This is a genomic window from Shewanella mangrovi (assembly GCF_000753795.1).
Lineage (GTDB): Bacteria > Pseudomonadota > Gammaproteobacteria > Enterobacterales > Shewanellaceae > Shewanella > Shewanella mangrovi.
Genome location: NZ_JPEO01000018.1, coordinates 31,315 through 47,878 on the forward strand (window position 1 = coordinate 31,315; position 16,564 = coordinate 47,878).

Consider the following 16,564-nt stretch of genomic DNA (forward strand, 5'->3'; position numbering starts at 1 on the left):
ATGAACCGGCGGCGATTAATTTGAAGCGTCTCACAAAATTGGCAACAGCTAATATTCTGCCTCGCCTCAGCATACTGATGCTGGCCAGCATGATGCTGTTTGGTTGTGGTATTACCCCACCAGCCAACTGGCAACCTACCCAAGTAAACCGCGTTAGCGAAGCCAAAGCATGGGAGCTGAAGGGTAAAATTGCTGTAAAAACGCCCGAGCAAAAATTTAGTACCAACTTATATTGGTTGCACACGCCACAATCTGAAGAGCTGCGTCTCACCAGCATGATTGGCTCAACCCTGATGCTGCTAAAATCTGACGTCAACTCAGCCACGCTTGAGCTCGATGGCAAAAGTTATCAAGGCGATAACGCCAGTGAGTTGCTGCAACATTTAAGCGGTTGGCAAATTCCGATTAGCCAGTTACCGCAATGGATTGTTGGCTTACCCGGCAACGCCAACATTGTGCAGCACAACGCTGATGGCTTACCTCAGTTGCTGGTAGACTCACGGCAACTGCCGCCGTGGCACATCAGCTATAAGAGCTGGCAAGCGCTGCAAACCAATACGCTGCCTCGCCTGCTGACACTGGAACGTGGTCAGCTTTCATTGAAAATACAACTCAATGAATGGCAAGCCTTAACCGAAAAACGTCCGCAAAGGATCTCTCAATGAGCGACACCTCAGTATCTTTGGCTTGGCCAGCACCGGCCAAACTTAATCTGTTTTTACACGTCAACGGTCGCCGCGTAGATGGCTATCACGAACTGCAAACCCTGTTTCAATTTGTCGACTTTGGTGATTGGCTCGATTTTAAAGTCCTCGATAAAGCCGATATCACCCTGCGCAGCAACATCACCATGGACGTCGCGCCCGCGGACAACTTAATTGTGAAAGCCGCTAAAGCACTGCAACAAGCGAGCAACTGTGCCAAAGGCGCTGAAATCTGGCTCGACAAACAACTGCCGATGGGCGGCGGGTTGGGCGGCGGTTCATCTGATGCCGCGACCACGCTGGTAGCGCTCAACGCCTTGTGGCAGTGCGGCTTGTCGGTTGATGAACTCGCAGCGCTTGGACTCAAGCTCGGTGCCGATGTACCGGTGTTTATTCGTGGTCAGGCCGCGTTTGCCGAAGGTGTGGGTGAAAAGCTACAGCCTGTCGATTTAGATGAACACTGGTATGTGGTCATCGCCCCCGATGCGCATGTTTCCACTGCCGAGGTTTTTCAACATCCAGATCTACCAAGGGATACACCCAAGCTGCAATTGTGTGATTTATTGTCCTCGGAATGGAAAAATGACTGCCAAAAATTGGTCACAGAGCAGTTTTCCCAAGTTGCCAATGCGCTCGCGTGGCTGATAGAATATGCGCCGTCAAGAATGACCGGTACCGGAGCTTGTGTATTTGGTCAGTTTGACAACGAGCAGCAAGCGCGAAGCTGTTTTAAGCAAATGCCATCCACCCTGCGTGGATTTGTTGCCCAGGGGGTGAATCGCTCCCCGTTAATGAGCCGCTTAAGCGAACTCTGAAGCGATTCCTCCAGGGATAAAGCGCGTCACTTTATCCCCACCGTTCTTATACAAAGCAAACGCCCGAGGTTCCTAAAGTGCCCGACATTAAGCTCTTTGCTGGGAATGCCACCCCCAGTCTCGCCAAGAAGATCGCAGATCGTCTTTTTTGTAAGCTTGGAGACGCCACGGTTGGCCGTTTCAGCGATGGTGAAATCAGCGTACAGATTAATGAAAATGTACGTGGTGCGGATGTGTTCATTATCCAATCCACCTGTGCTCCTACCAACGACAACCTGATGGAACTGGTTGTCATGGTTGATGCTCTGCGTCGTGCTTCGGCAGGTCGTATCACCGCCGTAATCCCTTACTTTGGTTATGCCCGTCAGGACCGTCGCGTGCGTAGTGCTCGTGTACCTATCACTGCAAAAGTAGTGGCAGACTTTCTGTCTAGCGTAGGTGTTGACCGCGTACTGACCTGTGACCTGCACGCCGAACAGATCCAAGGTTTCTTTGATGTACCGGTAGATAACGTGTTTGGTAGCCCAGTATTGCTGGAACACATGTTGTCGAAGAAATTTGAAAACCCAGTGGTTGTTTCTCCAGACATTGGCGGTGTGGTTCGCGCCCGTGCCGTTGCTAAACTGATGGATGATTCAGATCTGGCCATTATCGACAAGCGTCGCCCACAAGCCAACGTTGCCCAAGTGATGCACATCATCGGTGATGTTGAAGGCCGCGACTGTATCATCGTCGATGATATGATCGATACCGGTGGCACGCTGTGTAAAGCCGCTGAAGCCCTGAAAGCACATGGCGCTAACCGCGTGTTTGCTTACGCAACTCACCCTGTGTTCTCTGGTAACGCACCAACCAACATCAAAGAATCAATGATTGACGAAGTGATCATCACTGACACCATTCCATTGAGCCCTGAGATGCAAGCTTCTGGTCGCGTCACTCAATTGACCATGTCTGGCGTACTGGCAGAAGCCATTCGTCGCGTGAGCAACGAAGAGTCAATCTCAGCGATGTTCCATCAATAAGCGCTTGCTTGATTGAGATAAAAAACGCACCCAAGGGTGCGTTTTTTATTGTTAAGTCTACTCGATTAGAGCAAATTCATAGGTTCCTTTGGGAATATATTCAGCACAGCAAGAACTGCATTTGAATGTCTCAAGCTTTCTTATTGTCGACTCATGTATAGCAATTTCACTGTGGCATCGTTGACATTCAATATCGAAAATATCACAACTTAAGTTTATCTCCTGGCTTTGCTCATTCACTGTAACTTTTAATAAAGCCCCACAGTTATAATTGCTACATTTACAAATATCCCCATTGCGTAGATTTTGTAATGAGAATGCAATATCTTGCTCACATAAAGGGCAACGACTCAAACTTAACCCTCTGAAATTGATTACAATATTACCTTTAACGTACTCCTCTAACTGTTCAGCAATTTCTAGAACAGATTCCTTTATGCTCTTTGAGTTAGAAGAGCCTACTTTCTTAGGTTCAACCAGATGCAAAAAATTACCTAACTTGTTGTAACTTTTATTTAGCCATCTCACCGGAGGCAATTTCTGCTGACCTAATAACAACCACCCATCTTTTGGAGGTTCTATTGAATTCGATAAATTAACTTCAATGGAGCAATCTGTGGCTGTCAGTCGGTCAAACTCGACTAACATTTTTAATGCTTTATTTGGTTGCCAAGTTTCAACAATAGTGTTCGGCAACTCATCGATACCATGAAGAAGCTTTTGATAAACTATTGCCTCGATACAAAATCTAAGTTCTAAGCAAGCATATACATGTTCGCTTTTGTTACTAGAACTAAGAAGGTCTAATGCCCGCCGCAGATGTTCTTCTTTGTTGTAAATATTAAAGACTGACATAGCTTCCCCCTTAGAAAATATCCACAGCATAATACAAAGTTTCAGCTATCCACTATTAGTACATACACATTGCTCGACTATTCGAAGAGATACTTACCAAATACCATCGTTATATGATCGAATAAACTTCTTTGGACGGTATTGTGCGCCTAAATTTGTTAGATCCTAGATTTTTAGCAAAACGGTCTTCGATGACAATAAATATGAACATTCTCGTAGTCTGAATATTCAGGCAGCACCAATTCCCCTTCGGCGCGGCGAAGGAGCGTTGGGCAACCATTGAGCAATCGAGACATTCGCCGTTCTCGCACATCCTTGTGCTCCACGGCATTAGTACATCCTGTACGTCGATATCTCGAAGCGATGGTGAGCGAGGGCCCGCGAATCAGAGCGATTTGCGAAAATGGCAAACCAGAAGCACCGTAGCGTTTCGCGATATGGGGCGTCCTCGGGTTTCCAAAGGGCGAGGGGCGAGGGACGAGCATCGCCCTTTGGCTCAGGTGTGGAACGAGTAGTTCCACAACTTTCCAAAGCGCAGCTTTGTATGGCGCTAGCCATCAAGCTTTCGCAACCGCAGTTTGCAATCACGCAGTGATAAATCTTGCCAAGCGCAGCTCGCAATGGCTGTAAGCCATAAAAGCAATCACGTAGCGATAAATCATGGCAGCGCTAAAAGTACAAAACGCAGATACACGAAAACCGCGTCATCAAACTCAGAACTAAAACTAAATGGGAATTTAAACAAGAAGAGAAAATGGCTGGGGTACCTGGATTCGAACCAGGGTATGCCGGTATCAAAAACCGGTGCCTTACCGCTTGGCGATACCCCACCTGAAATTTCGGGTTAAACAGAAGTGCAAACTGCTTTGTTTTGCTGCCGAACAATGTGTTCGGTGTTTAACCTTAGGTTTTCACTGTGATGTGAAAAACCAAAATCACATAAATGGTAGCTATGACGGGATTTGAACCTGTGACCCCAGCATTATGAGTGCTGTGCTCTAACCAACTGAGCTACATAGCCACGGATGGCTGGGGTACCTGGATTCGAACCAGGGTATGCCGGTATCAAAAACCGGTGCCTTACCGCTTGGCGATACCCCACCTGTGATTTATGTGCATCCGGGAGAAATGGCTGGGGTACCTGGATTCGAACCAGGGTATGCCGGTATCAAAAACCGGTGCCTTACCGCTTGGCGATACCCCACCAACTTTTCAAAGTTTAGCTCATCATTCGAAATGGTACGGGAGGAGAGACTTGAACTCTCACACCTTGCGGCACCAGAACCTAAATCTGGCGTGTCTACCAATTTCACCACTCCCGCATCGAGATGATGACATCCAGTAAAGGATGGTAGCAATGGCGGGATTTGAACCTGCGACCCCAGCATTATGAGTGCTGTGCTCTAACCAACTGAGCTACATTGCCACAAAAACTTTTTCGTCTCTCTCCCGAGAGAACGGGGCGTATTATGCTTATTCGTCCCAGACAGGTCAACAGCTTTTTTAGTGAGAATCACAGCTTTAACACTGTTCGCCTATAAACTCACCAAACTGAGTAACCATTGTGCAAACAAGCGTAAAATCAGCGGTTAAAACACCGCTGATCCTGCAATACGCCATTAAACGTTAAACAAAAAATGCATGACATCGCCGTCTTTGACGATATAAGTTTTACCTTCAACACGCAACTTACCAGCTTCTTTGGCGCCGTTCTCGCCTTTGTACTGCACGAAATCATCATATGACATCACTTGCGCACGAATAAAGCCGCGTTCGAAGTCAGTATGGATTTTACCCGCCGCTTGTGGCGCTGTGGCACCGACAGATACGGTCCAAGCGCGCACTTCTTTTACACCCGCGGTGAAGTAAGTTTGCAGATTCAGCAAGTCATAACCTGCACGAATTACGCGATCCAGACCTGGCTCATCCAAACCGAGATCCGCCATGAACTCGTCACGCTCTTCGGCATCCATCTCTGCCAATTCAGATTCAATGGCGGCACACACAGGCACTACAACTGCATTCTCTTCTGCCGCAATGGCGCGCACAGTGTCGAGGTGTGGATTGTTCTCAAAACCATCTTCCGACACGTTAGCAATGTACATAGTGGGCTTGAGGGTCAAGAAGTTCAAGTAAGCAACTGCTTCCAACTCTTCTTTAGTTAAATCCAGTGTGCGCAGCATTTTGCCTTCGTCGAGTACTGGTTTCAGTTTTTCCAATACTTCCACTTCAAACTTGGCGTCTTTGTCGCCGCCTTTAGCGCGCTTTTGCTGACGCGTGATTGCACGCTCACAGCTGTCCAAGTCAGCCAGCGCCAACTCAGTGTTGATCACTTCGATATCAGAAGCTGGGTTTACTTTGTTCGCCACGTGCACAATGTTGTCGTTTTCAAAGCAACGCACGACGTGACCGATAGCATCGGTTTCGCGGATGTTCGCCAGGAATTTGTTCCCCAGACCTTCACCTTTAGATGCGCCCGCGACCAAACCGGCAATGTCCACAAACTCCATGGTGGTTGGCAGTACACGTTCTGGGTTCACAATCGCAGCTAACACATCTAGACGTGGATCGGGTACAGGAACCACACCCGTGTTTGGTTCAATGGTACAGAAAGGAAAGTTGGCTGCTTCAATGCCCGCTTTAGTTAACGCGTTGAACAGAGTCGATTTACCGACGTTTGGCAAACCCACGATGCCGCATTTAAAACCCATGTTAATTACCCTTTATCAATCAAATACCGGTTGCTAACCAACCGGTCAAAAAATTATTGTGCCTTGAACGCATGTAAGCGATTCATGGCCTTAGTTAAATCATCTGTCAGCAAAATATCGGTGGCGCGTACCGCTTCATCAATGGTCGCTTCAATCAGCTGTTGTTCCGATTGTGGCGCCTTTCCTAGTACGTAACCACTCACCTTGCTCTTATCACCGGGATGGCCGATACCTAAGCGCAAACGATAGAAATCTTTGCTATTGCCCATTTTGGCAATGATATCTTTCAAACCATTGTGGCCGCCGTGGCCACCACCAAGTTTGAATTTAGCGACCCCAGGCGGCATATCCAATTCATCATGCGCCACCAACATCTGTTGTGGCTCAATTTTGAAGAAGTTGGCGAGCGCTGATACCGCCTTACCACTCAAATTCATAAAGGTAGTAGGCACTAACAAACGCACATCTCGTCCTTTGACGGTAAGACGTGCGGTTAAGCCAAAATATTTGCTGTCTGGCATCAGCGTAGCACCATAGTGACGTGCAAGCTGCTCAACATACCAAACTCCGGCATTGTGGCGCGTGTGTTCATATTCGGCGCCGGGATTTCCTAATCCGACAATCAGCTTAATATCTGTCATGGAATTTGTATCATCACTGCTGGGCATCAAAACCTAATAAAAAATGCCGCGAATTGAAAAACGCGGCATTTTAACACTCTAATCAAAAGAACAACAAATCATCGCTGCGGCGATTATGCCAGCCCCAGCGCATATTTCAGCACTTTTTGTTTAACCGGATTATTAAAGTTAGCCAACTTTAAACCGACATTACGCGCCAGTTTTAACGGCAGCACATCATTACTAAAGCCAGCGTAGAACAGATCCATGCCGGTCATCATCAGTTGATTGTCGAACCAGCGCTTGTGCTGGTACTGCTGCAAAGTGGGTTTATCCCACCAGCGCTGCGCTGTTTTTTGCGCACTGGCGATAACGTCGATTAAGGCATCAACATCTTTAAAACCTAGGTTAACGCCCTGCCCAGCCAACGGATTAATGGTATGCGCTGCGTCACCGAGGATAACTAAGTTGTCCTTGTAATATTGTTTAGCGTGGCGTCGCGTTAACGGAAAGCTACCACTGTCGACCACCTCAAAATTTCTATCAAGCCGTGCTGGGAAGTGCTTATCAATGGCCTGCTTAAGTTGTTTATGATTCAGTTGTCTAAGATCGCTGATGGTTTGCGCATCGTCATACCAGACTAATGACGCATTTTTCCCAGGCAGAGGTAATAACGAGCGCGGACCGTTGGGCGTAAACTGCTGCCAGGTGACATCTTGTTGGTCACATTCGGTCGCAATATTGATCAGCATGCAGGATTGACGGTAATCCCAGCCGGTCACGCCAATACCAGCCCATTGACGCACCATAGAGTTCGCCCCGTCAGCGCCAACCAACAGATGGGCGTCAAGCACACTGCCGTTATCTAAACTGATCTCAATGCCGTTGCAGGCTCGCACGAGCCGCGCCACACGCGCGGGACAATAGCAGTGCAAATTGTCGTATTGGGCAAATTGCTGCCACAATGCCAATTGCACCAAACGGTTTTCAACGATATGACCAAGGTGCGACATTTTCAGTTGTTCGGCGGCAAACTGGGTAATAAAGCCATCCATTTCCCACGTTTCTAGACCGCGATATGCCACACTACGCATCTGCCATAAAGCATCGAGAGCCCCTAATCGTGCCAGCAGGTTTTCTGATGCCACGCTAATTGCAGAGACGCGCACATCTATGGGTTGCTCAGCCGCATAAGGTTGTGGCTGATGCGATTCGACCACGGCGACTGACAAGCCTAACTGAGCTAAACCGATAGCCGCAGCAGCGCCGACCATGCCACCACCAATAATCACAATGTCGTGCTGAAAATGTTGTTTTGTCACACTAGATTTCCTGAAAAATTATCAAACGACTTCCCGTTGCGGCCACTGAGCAGCATCAGTCTGAGTAAACTTTATGAGACGTATTATCGATAAAAACTGCAATGTGATTCGCAACCTTTTAAACCATTCACCCAAGTGTCAGCGTCATATTGGTTGTACCTGATACGTGCATTACAGGGCTTCACACTCATGACAGAGGAGAACGCCATGGCTACTCGAATTAAATCGTTTTATGTTGCAGCTTTTGTGGGCGCTAGCGCCTTAATATCATCGTCACTTTGGGCAGCAACGCCAAAAGGTGAAATGGAAGTGATTACTGTAACCTACCAAGCATCGCTGCATTATGCCGTAAATCAACATTTGACTGAAAGCATTAGTGGTTTTCATGCGGCGCGTCAGCAATTAATTGTCGACGACGCTCGCCTGCAGACACAGCAAATGGCCCAGAGCTTCCACGAAGATACCCTCCAGCCTATCGATATTGCCGCTAACCTTTCGCTGCCTACTCATCTCGATAATGACGATGTACATCACTAGCTTACTGCTACCCTTTCAATTACCGACAGCCCCCAGCTGCCGGTAATTTTTGACGGATTCGATACTGACTATTGGCATGCTGCCGCCTTCGCAGGTAAAATGGCGCGCTATTTTTCCTATGTGGTATGTGAGAGCGCGGCAAAACTGATGAGTAAAAAACTCCATATTAAAACCTGGGGCTGTCAGATGAATGAGTATGACTCAGCAAAGATGGCCGACCTGTTAAACGAATTTCAAGGCTACAGTCTGACAGACGAGGCGGAAGAAGCTGACGTTCTGTTGCTGAACACTTGCTCGATTCGTGAAAAGGCGCAGGAGAAAGTGTTTCATCAGCTCGGGCGCTGGAAAAACCTCAAGGACAAAAATCCCGATCTGATCATTGGCGTGGGTGGTTGTGTCGCTTCGCAAGAAGGGAAAGCCATTAAAGAACGTGCCCAATGCGTTGATATCGTATTTGGCCCACAAACCCTGCACCGTTTGCCCGAGATGATCAATCAAGTGCAAAGCGGTGAAAAAGCTGTTATCGACGTGAGCTTCCCGGAAATCGAGAAGTTTGACCGTCTGCCTGAGCCGCGTGCTGAAGGCCCAACAGCATTTGTGTCTATCATGGAAGGCTGCAGTAAATACTGTTCATTCTGCGTAGTGCCATACACGCGCGGTGAAGAAGTCAGCCGTCCACTGGATGATGTGATTTTGGAAGTGGCGCAACTGGCAGAACAAGGTGTACGCGAAGTCAACCTGCTCGGCCAGAACGTGAACGCGTATCGCGGTGCTAAGCACGATGGCGAGATCTGTAGCTTTGCCGAATTGCTGCGTTTTATTGCGGCAATTGATGGTATCGACCGTCTGCGTTTTACCACCAGTCACCCGATTGAATTCACTCAAGACATCATTGATGTCTATGAAGATACGCCGGAGTTGGTGAGCTTCCTGCACTTGCCAGTGCAATCTGGCTCAGACCGCATTCTGACGCAGATGAAGCGTAACCATATGGCGATTGAATACAAATCGATTATTCGTCGTCTGCGTAAAGCACGCCCTGAGATTCAAATCAGCTCGGACTTCATTGTGGGTTTCCCTGGTGAAACAGCGCAAGACTTTGAAGACACCATGAAGCTGATTGAAGAGATCAACTTCGACCATAGCTTCAGCTTTATCTACAGCGCACGCCCTGGCACGCCAGCGGCTGACTTACCAGATGATGTGGATTTGGAAGAGAAAAAGCAGCGTTTGGCACGTCTGCAAGACACCATTACTCACCAAGCAATGCGTTACAGCCGCCAAATGCTCGGCACAGTACAACGCATTTTGGTTGAAGGCCCATCGGTGAAAAACCCAATGGAGCTGCGCGGCCGTACTGAAAACAACCGCGTGGTGAACTTTGAAGGCCAACCACACCATATTGGCAAGTTTGTCGATGTGGAGATTATGGACGTGTACACCAACTCATTGCGCGGCAAATTTGTGCGTGGTGAAGATGAGATGGATCTGCGTAAAAATCTACGGCCAGTCGATATCGTTGCCAAGCATCAAAAAGAAGATACGCTGGGTGTAGGCACCTACACGCCATAAGCAACTCAATAAAAGGCGGCGCAAGTCGCCTTTCAACTTTTTGCGACACACTTTTTCATTAGCAATTCGCGCCGTAGGCTCGTAAACTGATTTTTTACCTTGTAGTAATTTTCGGAGTTATTTTTGTCCAACAAACTGACTGCAATGGACCTCTATTTGGAACCGGCAGACACTCGCCGCCTGGCATCTCTCTGTGGTCCTTTTGATGACAACATCAAACAACTCGAACGCCGTATCGGCGTCGAAATCAGCTATCGCAACAATCACTTCCGCATCGTAGGGCAAGCGCAGGGCTGCTTAACGGCCAGCAATCTGCTGAAAACCCTCTATGTTGAGACTGCGCCAGTCAAAGGCAGCACACCCGATCTTGAACCCGAGCAAGTGCATATTGCCATTCAAGAAGCGGTATCTATTGAAGCGGACGATGAAAGCGATCAGCCCAAAGAACACTTTATTAAAACCCGTAAAGGGGTGATTAAGCCGCGCAATCCTAACCAAACGCTGTATGTGGCCAATATTGTCCGTCACGACATTACCTTCGGTATTGGCCCGGCCGGTACCGGTAAAACCTATCTGGCGGTTGCCGCCGCAGTCGATGCGCTGGAACGTCAGGAAGTGCGCCGTATTCTGTTGACCCGCCCTGCGGTTGAAGCGGGTGAAAAGCTCGGCTTTTTGCCGGGTGACTTGAGCCAGAAAGTCGACCCGTATCTACGCCCGCTGTATGACGCGCTGTTTGAAATGCTCGGTTTTGAGAAGGTTGAACGCCTAATCGAAAAAAGCGTGATTGAGATTGCGCCGCTGGCGTACATGCGCGGCCGGACGCTCAATGATGCCTTTATTATTTTGGATGAAAGCCAAAACACGACGGTGGAACAGATGAAGATGTTCCTCACCCGTATCGGTTTTAATTCCAAAGCAGTGATCACCGGTGACATCACCCAGATCGACTTGCCCAAACACGTAAAATCGGGGCTGCGTCATAGCATTGAAGTGCTGGCCGATGTCGACGAAATTAGCTTTAACTTCTTCCAATCCAAGGATGTCGTGCGCCATCCGGTAGTGGCAAGAATTGTCGAAGCCTACGAAAAACACGATCAACTTGAACAAGCCGCAAAAGCTGCCCGCGAAAGAGCACGTGAACAGCAGCAATCGGCAATGGAAACCAGCCACCATGAGTCTTGAGCTCGATTTAGATTTACAAATTGCCACTGAGGCCGATAACCTACCGCAACAAGCTGATTTCGAGCGCTGGGCCACACTCGCCATTGGCAACGCTATGCCGGTCGCTGAGATGACCATCCGTTTAGTTGATGAAGCGGAAAGCCAACAGCTCAACCATGAATATCGCGGCAAAGATAAGCCGACCAATGTGCTGTCGTTTCCGTTTGAAGCACCTCCCGGTATCGAGCTACCGCTGCTTGGCGACTTAGTAATTTGTGTCCCGGTGGTTGAGCGTGAAGCCGCCGAACAGAACAAACCGTTGCAAGCACACTGGGCACATATGGTTGTGCATGGTTGCCTGCATCTGCTAGGTTATGATCATATTGAAGATGACGAGGCTGAAGAAATGGAGTCAATTGAGACCCAACTTATTGAAAGCCTCGGTTTTACAGACCCCTACAAGGAGCAATAGTTGTCTGCTAGTCAGACACAGGAACCACTATGAGTGACGACATCCCCCCGAGTACGAGCGCCCAAAAGAAGGGTTGGTTTGATTTAGTTAGCCAGCTGTTTCAGGGCGAACCCCAGAATCGTGAAGAACTGGTTGGGGTCATCCAAGACGCTGAACAGCGCGACCTCATTACCGAAGACACCAGCGAGATGATCAAAGGTGTTCTGGAAGTCTCGGATTTACGCGTACGGGATATCATGATCCCACGTTCGCAAATTGTAGCCATTCAATATACAGATGGTGTGGATGAAATCCTCAACACCGTCATCTCTTCTGCACATTCACGTTTTCCTGTCGTTAACGAAGACAAAGACCATATCGAAGGCATTTTGCTGGCCAAAGATCTGATCCCTTATGGCTTCAACAACGGCGACGAACCTTTCTCGCTTGAGCAAGTGATCCGCCCAGCGGTAGTCGTGCCGGAGAGTAAGCGCGTTGATGTGTTGCTAAAAGAGTTTCGCTCGCAACGTTATCACATGGCGATTGTGGTCGATGAATACGGCGGTGTATCGGGTCTGGTGACCATTGAAGACATTCTCGAAGAGATTGTGGGCGATATCGAAGATGAATTCGATCATGACTCAGAAAATGAGCCTGATATTCGAAAAGTCGGTGGCCGCGTATTTATGGTGAAGGCGCTTACCGCTATTGATGATTTTAACGATCACTTCGGCTGTAATTTCAGTGATGAAGAGTTCGACACCGTCGGTGGTTTGGTGAGTCACGCCTTTGGGCGCTTACCGGAACGCAACGAAAAAATCACCATTGGCGGCTATGAATTCAAAGTGATCATCGCCGATACTCGCCGTCTGATCCAATTACGGGTTAAACTTCCCGATCAGGAAGAATCAGAAAGTAGTAATGAATAGTGCCGTCCCACTCCTTTTCTCGCGCTAAAACCGCGCTATGTTACGCGCTGATGTTTATCATCGGCGCGTTAACCGTCCTCTCCTTTGCTCCATACAATATTTGGCCCGTATTACCATTAGCCCTAGCCGCCGCCTTATGGTGTGGCGAGAAGCTGCCGCTGTCGACGACTAAGCTTTGGTGGTGGTTTGCGTTTGGTAGCTTCGCCACTGGCATCAGTTGGGTACATGTCAGCATGGTGCGTTACGGCGAGCTCCCAATCGTGGTCGCGGTACTGCTGATGGCGTTATTGAGCGGCTATCTAGCGCTGTTCCCAGCGTTAGCAGGCTGGTGTTACAGCAAACTAAAAAGTCCCAAAGCCTCATTGTGGAATCTGTGTTTATTATTCCCAGCACTGTGGGTACTTGCGGAATGGGCACGAGGCTGGGTACTGACCGGTTTTCCTTGGTTGTGGCTCGGTTATAGTCAAACCGAAGGGCCTCTACGTCCTTTAGCGGCCGACATCGGGACTCTGGGAATCAGTTTTATTGTGATAAGTGTGGCTGGTGCAGTGACGCTCATTGCCTTAAAACGCTTTTTTACACTGCCGATTTGGCTGCTAATTTTAAGTGTTGGTCTATACGCCGCCCCACATTACAACCCGGTAAAACGCACCGGAAAAACCGTGAATGTGGCCTTAGTGCAGGGCAATATTCCTCAAAGCATGAAGTGGCATCCCGAAGCCTTGTGGCCAACCTTGCTGAAATATATGGATCTGACCCGACCACATTTTGCAGACACAGACTTAGTCATCTGGCCAGAAGCCGCCGTCCCCGCACTAGAGCAAGACACTCAAGAGTTTTTGGACAATGCTAATCGTGCGGCGAATCTCAATAATACGGCGATTGTCAGCGGCGTTATCAGTTACGAACATGGCGATTTCTATAACTCGCTCATCGTGTTGGGGAATGCGCGCCAACAGCAGCAAAGCGCTGGCGACTATCAGCTCAACGATAATAACCGCTATCGCAAACATCATCTGTTGCCGATTGGGGAGTTTGTTCCCTTCCAATCGCTGCTACGCCCGCTAGCGCCCTTTTTCAATCTGCCGATGTCATCGTTCAGCGAAGGCCAATATCATCAAGATAATCTGCACGCCGCAGGCTATACGCTTGCGCCAGCGATTTGCTATGAAATCGCCTTTCCTGAGCAGCTCAGGGAAAACGTCAATAACAACACCGACATGCTGTTAACTGTGTCAAACGACGCTTGGTTTGGAGAATCTAACGGCCCGCTACAGCATATGCAGATAGCGCAGATGCGCGCGGTTGAATTAGGTCGTCCGCTGTTACGCGGCACCAACAATGGCGCCACCGCAGTGGTCGATGAACACGGCAATATCACCGATAAATTGCCGCAGTTTGAAGCGGGTGTACTGACGAGCAAAGTGGCGTTGGTAAAAGGTATGACGCTATTTAATCGTTTCGGCCAATGGCCGATATTGCTGCTTACAACTTTGCTGTTGTTATTGGCGCTGGTTCGTAAAAAGATGAAAATTTAACCCTATAAAAATCAGTAAATTAAATAAAACCTTTCACTAATATACTGACTCGTAAGCAATTCTTAAGCTTGGATTCCTAGCTTTAATGTGAGATGTATCACAACGGAGTTGCTTTATGAGTCAGCGTTCAAGTAACTGCTATCCGTCAATATCGACTTCGTTCAGCCGTAACGAAGAGGTTGCCGAAAACGTATTATTTCACCTCAGCTTTCCGCAGCAGTCGCAGCGCAGCGCGGTTGAACAGTTTATTACCCAGCAATTCCAGTTGGTGCACCAAGCCAATATTCAAAGTTTTATGCCATTGCTGTTGTCTTTGCTATCGCCTCAGCACCGAATAATGGCAGCGTTTGGACTTCGTCCCGGTTCAGCCACGCCGCTATTTCTCGAACAGTATCTGCCGCAGCCAATTGAGCAGTTAGTGGCAACCCATTTTAAACAACCCGTAGACAGACTCCGTTTAGTCGAAGTCGGCAATTTGGCGGTTAATCATAAGGCTTATGGCCCGAGTTTAATGGTGGCATTGGCGACACTATTACATAGCTGCCAGTTTGAATGGATGGTGTTTACCGCCACCAGTCAAGTACAACGACTGATGAGATTGCTGGGATTTGATCCAATTGCAATCTGCAGCGCCGATCCCAATCTACTCGCCGAGCACAGTGATGACTGGGGTAACTATTATCTCAATCAACCACAGGTCATGGTGGGCAGTATCGGCAATGCCATTGAGGTCATTAACAACAGCGCACGCTTGCGCCGCTTACAGCAACCTTTGTTAGCGGATATTGCCAAAATCGTCCGTCGCGTCTCACCGCATTTGGCCTTGTCGTATCGAGGTGATCATGACGCTGTTTGAACGATTACACGATGTTGCGAACCAGTATAAAGACCAAATCGCGTTAAGCGATGGGCAACAACAACTCAGCTATGCCGCGTTATTCGATAAAATACAGCGACTTGCTAACGCCCTAGTTGCTCTGCAGGTGAAGAGTATCGCACTGTTTGGCGGAAACAGTATTGATTGGGTGCTGGTCGACCTCGCCTGCCAGCAGTGCAACATTACCCTGCTGCCGCTCCCAGCATTTTTCAGCCAAGGTCAGATTAATGCCTGCATCAAGCAAGCGGGTTGTGAATTATTGCTGACTGAAGATCCGCATTTAGTCCAGCAGCTTGATGCGTCATTATTACAAAGTGACGCCAATGTACGCCTCGCAGATTGCCGCTTTTTTGCCTTTGCGTTACGGGCAAGTTTAGTGCAACTGCCGCTAGGGACTGACAAAATCACCTTTACCTCAGGCTCAACCGGACAGCCCAAAGGGGTATGTCTGACCAATGAACATCAATGGCAAGTCGCCGCTTCACTGGCGCAAGTGATCGCCATTGAAGCACCTCGGCATCTTGCCCTGCTGCCACTCAGTACCCTGCTGGAGAATATTGCAGGAATCTATAGCCCGCTATTGTGCGGAGGGACGGTTGTCATTCCGACTGAACAGCAGCGAGGCATGCAAGGTAGCTCAAAACTGGATGCAACAGCCTTGTTGCAGTTCATCAGTCAGCAGCAACCCAATAGTTTGATTTTGATCCCGCAGTTATTACGCCTGCTGGTAGGCGCCTGTCTGCATGGCTGGCAACCACCCGCGAGCTTGCGGTTCGTCGCTGTGGGCGGCGGCAAGGTGGACAAAAAACTGCTGCAAACGGCACATTCACTGGGATTGCCGGTATTCGAGGGCTACGGTCTCTCCGAATGCGGCTCCGTAGTAGCGCTCAATACGCCACATCAGCAACAGCCGGGCGCCGCCGGGCGCATACTCCCTCACTGCCAAGTAGAGATAGTTGAGGGAGAAGTCGTAGTCAGTGGCGCATGCCACTTGGGGTACGCTGGAGAGCCTCAGAGCTGGTACCCAAACAAAATTTTCACCGGCGATCTTGGCACGCTCAACCAAGGCTGGCTCACCATTAATGGTCGCCGCAAGCACCTGCTTATCTCCTCATTTGGCAGAAATATCAGTCCAGAGTGGGTGGAATCAGCACTGCTGGCAGAGCCGGTCCTCAATCAATGTATGGTCATCGGCGATGCTGAACCTTATCTCGCCGCAATTGTAACCACCAGTGCGCAAGTCGACGAACCACAACTGGCCAATCTGATGGCGCGGGTGAATCGCCAACTCCCTGACTACGCTCAGGTGTGGCGTTGGCTCAGGCTCAGCGACGCGCAACTCTTACCATTTACCACGGCCAATGGTCGCTTAAAACGTGATGCCATTATGGCGGCGTTTGCCGACGAGATTGCCACGCTTTTTCACGCTGAATCCGCATTCAGTTAA

Annotated in this window: 15 protein-coding genes and 6 tRNA genes; 11 read left to right on the top strand and 10 right to left on the bottom strand. The window is 48.9% G+C overall.

Annotated features, from left to right (window positions below; genetic code table 11):
- Positions 1 to 20: 20 nt before the first annotated feature.
- The 3 genes from lolB to HR45_RS16055 all read left to right on the top strand — a co-directional run bounded on the left by lolB (position 21) and on the right by HR45_RS16055 (position 2,544).
- Positions 21 to 665, top strand: coding sequence for a lipoprotein insertase outer membrane protein LolB (gene lolB, locus HR45_RS16045; RefSeq protein WP_156104093.1), 645 nt, complete (start codon positions 21 to 23; stop codon positions 663 to 665).
- A complete protein-coding gene (ispE, locus tag HR45_RS16050; RefSeq protein WP_037445004.1) occupies positions 662 to 1,519 on the top strand; it encodes a 4-(cytidine 5'-diphospho)-2-C-methyl-D-erythritol kinase in 858 nt (285 codons plus the stop codon). Before lolB ends, ispE begins: the two co-directional genes overlap by 4 nt.
- A gap of 77 nt (positions 1,520 to 1,596) precedes the next feature.
- Entirely contained in the window at positions 1,597 to 2,544 is a 948-nt protein-coding gene (locus HR45_RS16055) for a ribose-phosphate pyrophosphokinase (protein WP_037445005.1), read from the top strand.
- 57 nt (positions 2,545 to 2,601) lie between these two features.
- Here the strand turns inward: HR45_RS16055 and HR45_RS16060 are convergent, their stop codons facing one another.
- The 10 genes from HR45_RS16060 to HR45_RS16105 form a co-directional block, all read right to left on the bottom strand.
- Complete coding sequence (locus HR45_RS16060) at positions 2,602 to 3,399, bottom strand: hypothetical protein (protein WP_037445006.1); 798 nt, start codon at positions 3,397 to 3,399, stop codon at positions 2,602 to 2,604.
- A gap of 755 nt (positions 3,400 to 4,154) precedes the next feature.
- Positions 4,155 to 4,229 (bottom strand) — tRNA-Gln (locus tag HR45_RS16065).
- A gap of 114 nt (positions 4,230 to 4,343) precedes the next feature.
- Positions 4,344 to 4,420 (bottom strand) — tRNA-Met (locus HR45_RS16070).
- A 5-nt stretch (positions 4,421 to 4,425) separates the two neighbouring features.
- Positions 4,426 to 4,500, bottom strand: a tRNA-Gln gene (locus HR45_RS16075).
- A 28-nt stretch (positions 4,501 to 4,528) separates the two neighbouring features.
- Positions 4,529 to 4,603: transfer RNA gene (locus tag HR45_RS16080), tRNA-Gln, on the bottom strand.
- A 33-nt stretch (positions 4,604 to 4,636) separates the two neighbouring features.
- Positions 4,637 to 4,721: transfer RNA gene (locus HR45_RS16085), tRNA-Leu, on the bottom strand.
- A 27-nt stretch (positions 4,722 to 4,748) separates the two neighbouring features.
- Positions 4,749 to 4,825, bottom strand: a tRNA-Met gene (locus HR45_RS16090).
- 193 nt (positions 4,826 to 5,018) lie between these two features.
- Positions 5,019 to 6,110 carry a redox-regulated ATPase YchF gene (gene ychF, locus HR45_RS16095; RefSeq protein WP_037445007.1) on the bottom strand — a complete coding sequence of 364 codons (1,092 nt, stop codon included), beginning with the start codon at positions 6,108 to 6,110 and terminating at the stop codon, positions 5,019 to 5,021.
- A 53-nt stretch (positions 6,111 to 6,163) separates the two neighbouring features.
- Positions 6,164 to 6,751, bottom strand: a complete 588-nt coding sequence (gene pth / locus HR45_RS16100) for an aminoacyl-tRNA hydrolase (RefSeq protein ID WP_037445008.1) — start codon at positions 6,749 to 6,751, stop codon at positions 6,164 to 6,166.
- A gap of 113 nt (positions 6,752 to 6,864) precedes the next feature.
- Positions 6,865 to 8,004: an FAD-dependent monooxygenase gene (locus tag HR45_RS16105; RefSeq protein WP_052074805.1), complete on the bottom strand. Its 1,140-nt coding sequence runs from the start codon at positions 8,002 to 8,004 to the stop codon at positions 6,865 to 6,867.
- A gap of 255 nt (positions 8,005 to 8,259) precedes the next feature.
- Between HR45_RS16105 and HR45_RS16110 the strand changes: the two genes are divergently transcribed.
- The 8 genes from HR45_RS16110 (at position 8,260) to HR45_RS16145 (ending at position 16,564) form a co-directional block, all read left to right on the top strand.
- A complete protein-coding gene (locus HR45_RS16110) occupies positions 8,260 to 8,589 on the top strand; it encodes a hypothetical protein (protein WP_037445014.1) in 330 nt (109 codons plus the stop codon).
- Positions 8,590 to 8,736: 147 nt separating this feature from the next.
- Positions 8,737 to 10,161, top strand: coding sequence for a tRNA (N6-isopentenyl adenosine(37)-C2)-methylthiotransferase MiaB (miaB, locus tag HR45_RS16115; RefSeq protein ID WP_037445126.1), 1,425 nt, complete (start codon positions 8,737 to 8,739; stop codon positions 10,159 to 10,161).
- 123 nt (positions 10,162 to 10,284) lie between these two features.
- Positions 10,285 to 11,343: a PhoH family protein gene (locus HR45_RS16120; RefSeq protein WP_037445016.1), complete on the top strand. Its 1,059-nt coding sequence runs from the start codon at positions 10,285 to 10,287 to the stop codon at positions 11,341 to 11,343.
- Positions 11,333 to 11,794: an rRNA maturation RNase YbeY gene (ybeY, locus tag HR45_RS16125; protein WP_037445018.1), complete on the top strand. Its 462-nt coding sequence runs from the start codon at positions 11,333 to 11,335 to the stop codon at positions 11,792 to 11,794. The genes HR45_RS16120 and ybeY overlap by 11 nt, the downstream gene beginning before the upstream one ends.
- Before the next feature lie 29 nt (positions 11,795 to 11,823).
- On the top strand, positions 11,824 to 12,702 hold the full coding sequence (gene corC / locus HR45_RS16130) for a CNNM family magnesium/cobalt transport protein CorC (RefSeq protein ID WP_037445019.1): 879 nt from the start codon (positions 11,824 to 11,826) through the stop codon (positions 12,700 to 12,702).
- Positions 12,703 to 12,752: 50 nt separating this feature from the next.
- Positions 12,753 to 14,240, top strand: coding sequence for an apolipoprotein N-acyltransferase (lnt, locus tag HR45_RS16135; protein ID WP_052074806.1), 1,488 nt, complete (start codon positions 12,753 to 12,755; stop codon positions 14,238 to 14,240).
- 115 nt (positions 14,241 to 14,355) lie between these two features.
- Entirely contained in the window at positions 14,356 to 15,096 is a 741-nt protein-coding gene (locus HR45_RS16140) for a thermostable hemolysin (RefSeq protein WP_052074801.1), read from the top strand.
- Positions 15,083 to 16,564: an AMP-binding protein gene (locus HR45_RS16145; RefSeq protein ID WP_037445021.1), complete on the top strand. Its 1,482-nt coding sequence runs from the start codon at positions 15,083 to 15,085 to the stop codon at positions 16,562 to 16,564. The genes HR45_RS16140 and HR45_RS16145 overlap by 14 nt, the downstream gene beginning before the upstream one ends.

What these genes read in the sequence shown, in the direction of transcription:
- ispE (WP_037445004.1), top strand. Translation starts at nt 662, where the DNA reads ATGAGCGACACCTCAGTATCTTTGGCTTGGCCAGCACCGGCCAAACTT.
- HR45_RS16060 (WP_037445006.1), bottom strand. Translation starts at nt 3,399, where the DNA reads ATGTCAGTCTTTAATATTTACAACAAAGAAGAACATCTGCGGCGGGCA.
- ychF (WP_037445007.1), bottom strand. Translation starts at nt 6,110, where the DNA reads ATGGGTTTTAAATGCGGCATCGTGGGTTTGCCAAACGTCGGTAAATCG.
- pth (WP_037445008.1), bottom strand. Translation starts at nt 6,751, where the DNA reads ATGACAGATATTAAGCTGATTGTCGGATTAGGAAATCCCGGCGCCGAA.
- HR45_RS16105 (WP_052074805.1), bottom strand. Translation starts at nt 8,004, where the DNA reads ATGGTCGGCGCTGCTGCGGCTATCGGTTTAGCTCAGTTAGGCTTGTCA.
- HR45_RS16110 (WP_037445014.1), top strand. Translation starts at nt 8,260, where the DNA reads ATGGCTACTCGAATTAAATCGTTTTATGTTGCAGCTTTTGTGGGCGCT.
- miaB (WP_037445126.1), top strand. Translation starts at nt 8,737, where the DNA reads ATGAGTAAAAAACTCCATATTAAAACCTGGGGCTGTCAGATGAATGAG.
- ybeY (WP_037445018.1), top strand. Translation starts at nt 11,333, where the DNA reads ATGAGTCTTGAGCTCGATTTAGATTTACAAATTGCCACTGAGGCCGAT.
- corC (WP_037445019.1), top strand. Translation starts at nt 11,824, where the DNA reads ATGAGTGACGACATCCCCCCGAGTACGAGCGCCCAAAAGAAGGGTTGG.
- lnt (WP_052074806.1), top strand. Translation starts at nt 12,753, where the DNA reads ATGTTTATCATCGGCGCGTTAACCGTCCTCTCCTTTGCTCCATACAAT.
- HR45_RS16140 (WP_052074801.1), top strand. Translation starts at nt 14,356, where the DNA reads ATGAGTCAGCGTTCAAGTAACTGCTATCCGTCAATATCGACTTCGTTC.
- HR45_RS16145 (WP_037445021.1), top strand. Translation starts at nt 15,083, where the DNA reads ATGACGCTGTTTGAACGATTACACGATGTTGCGAACCAGTATAAAGAC.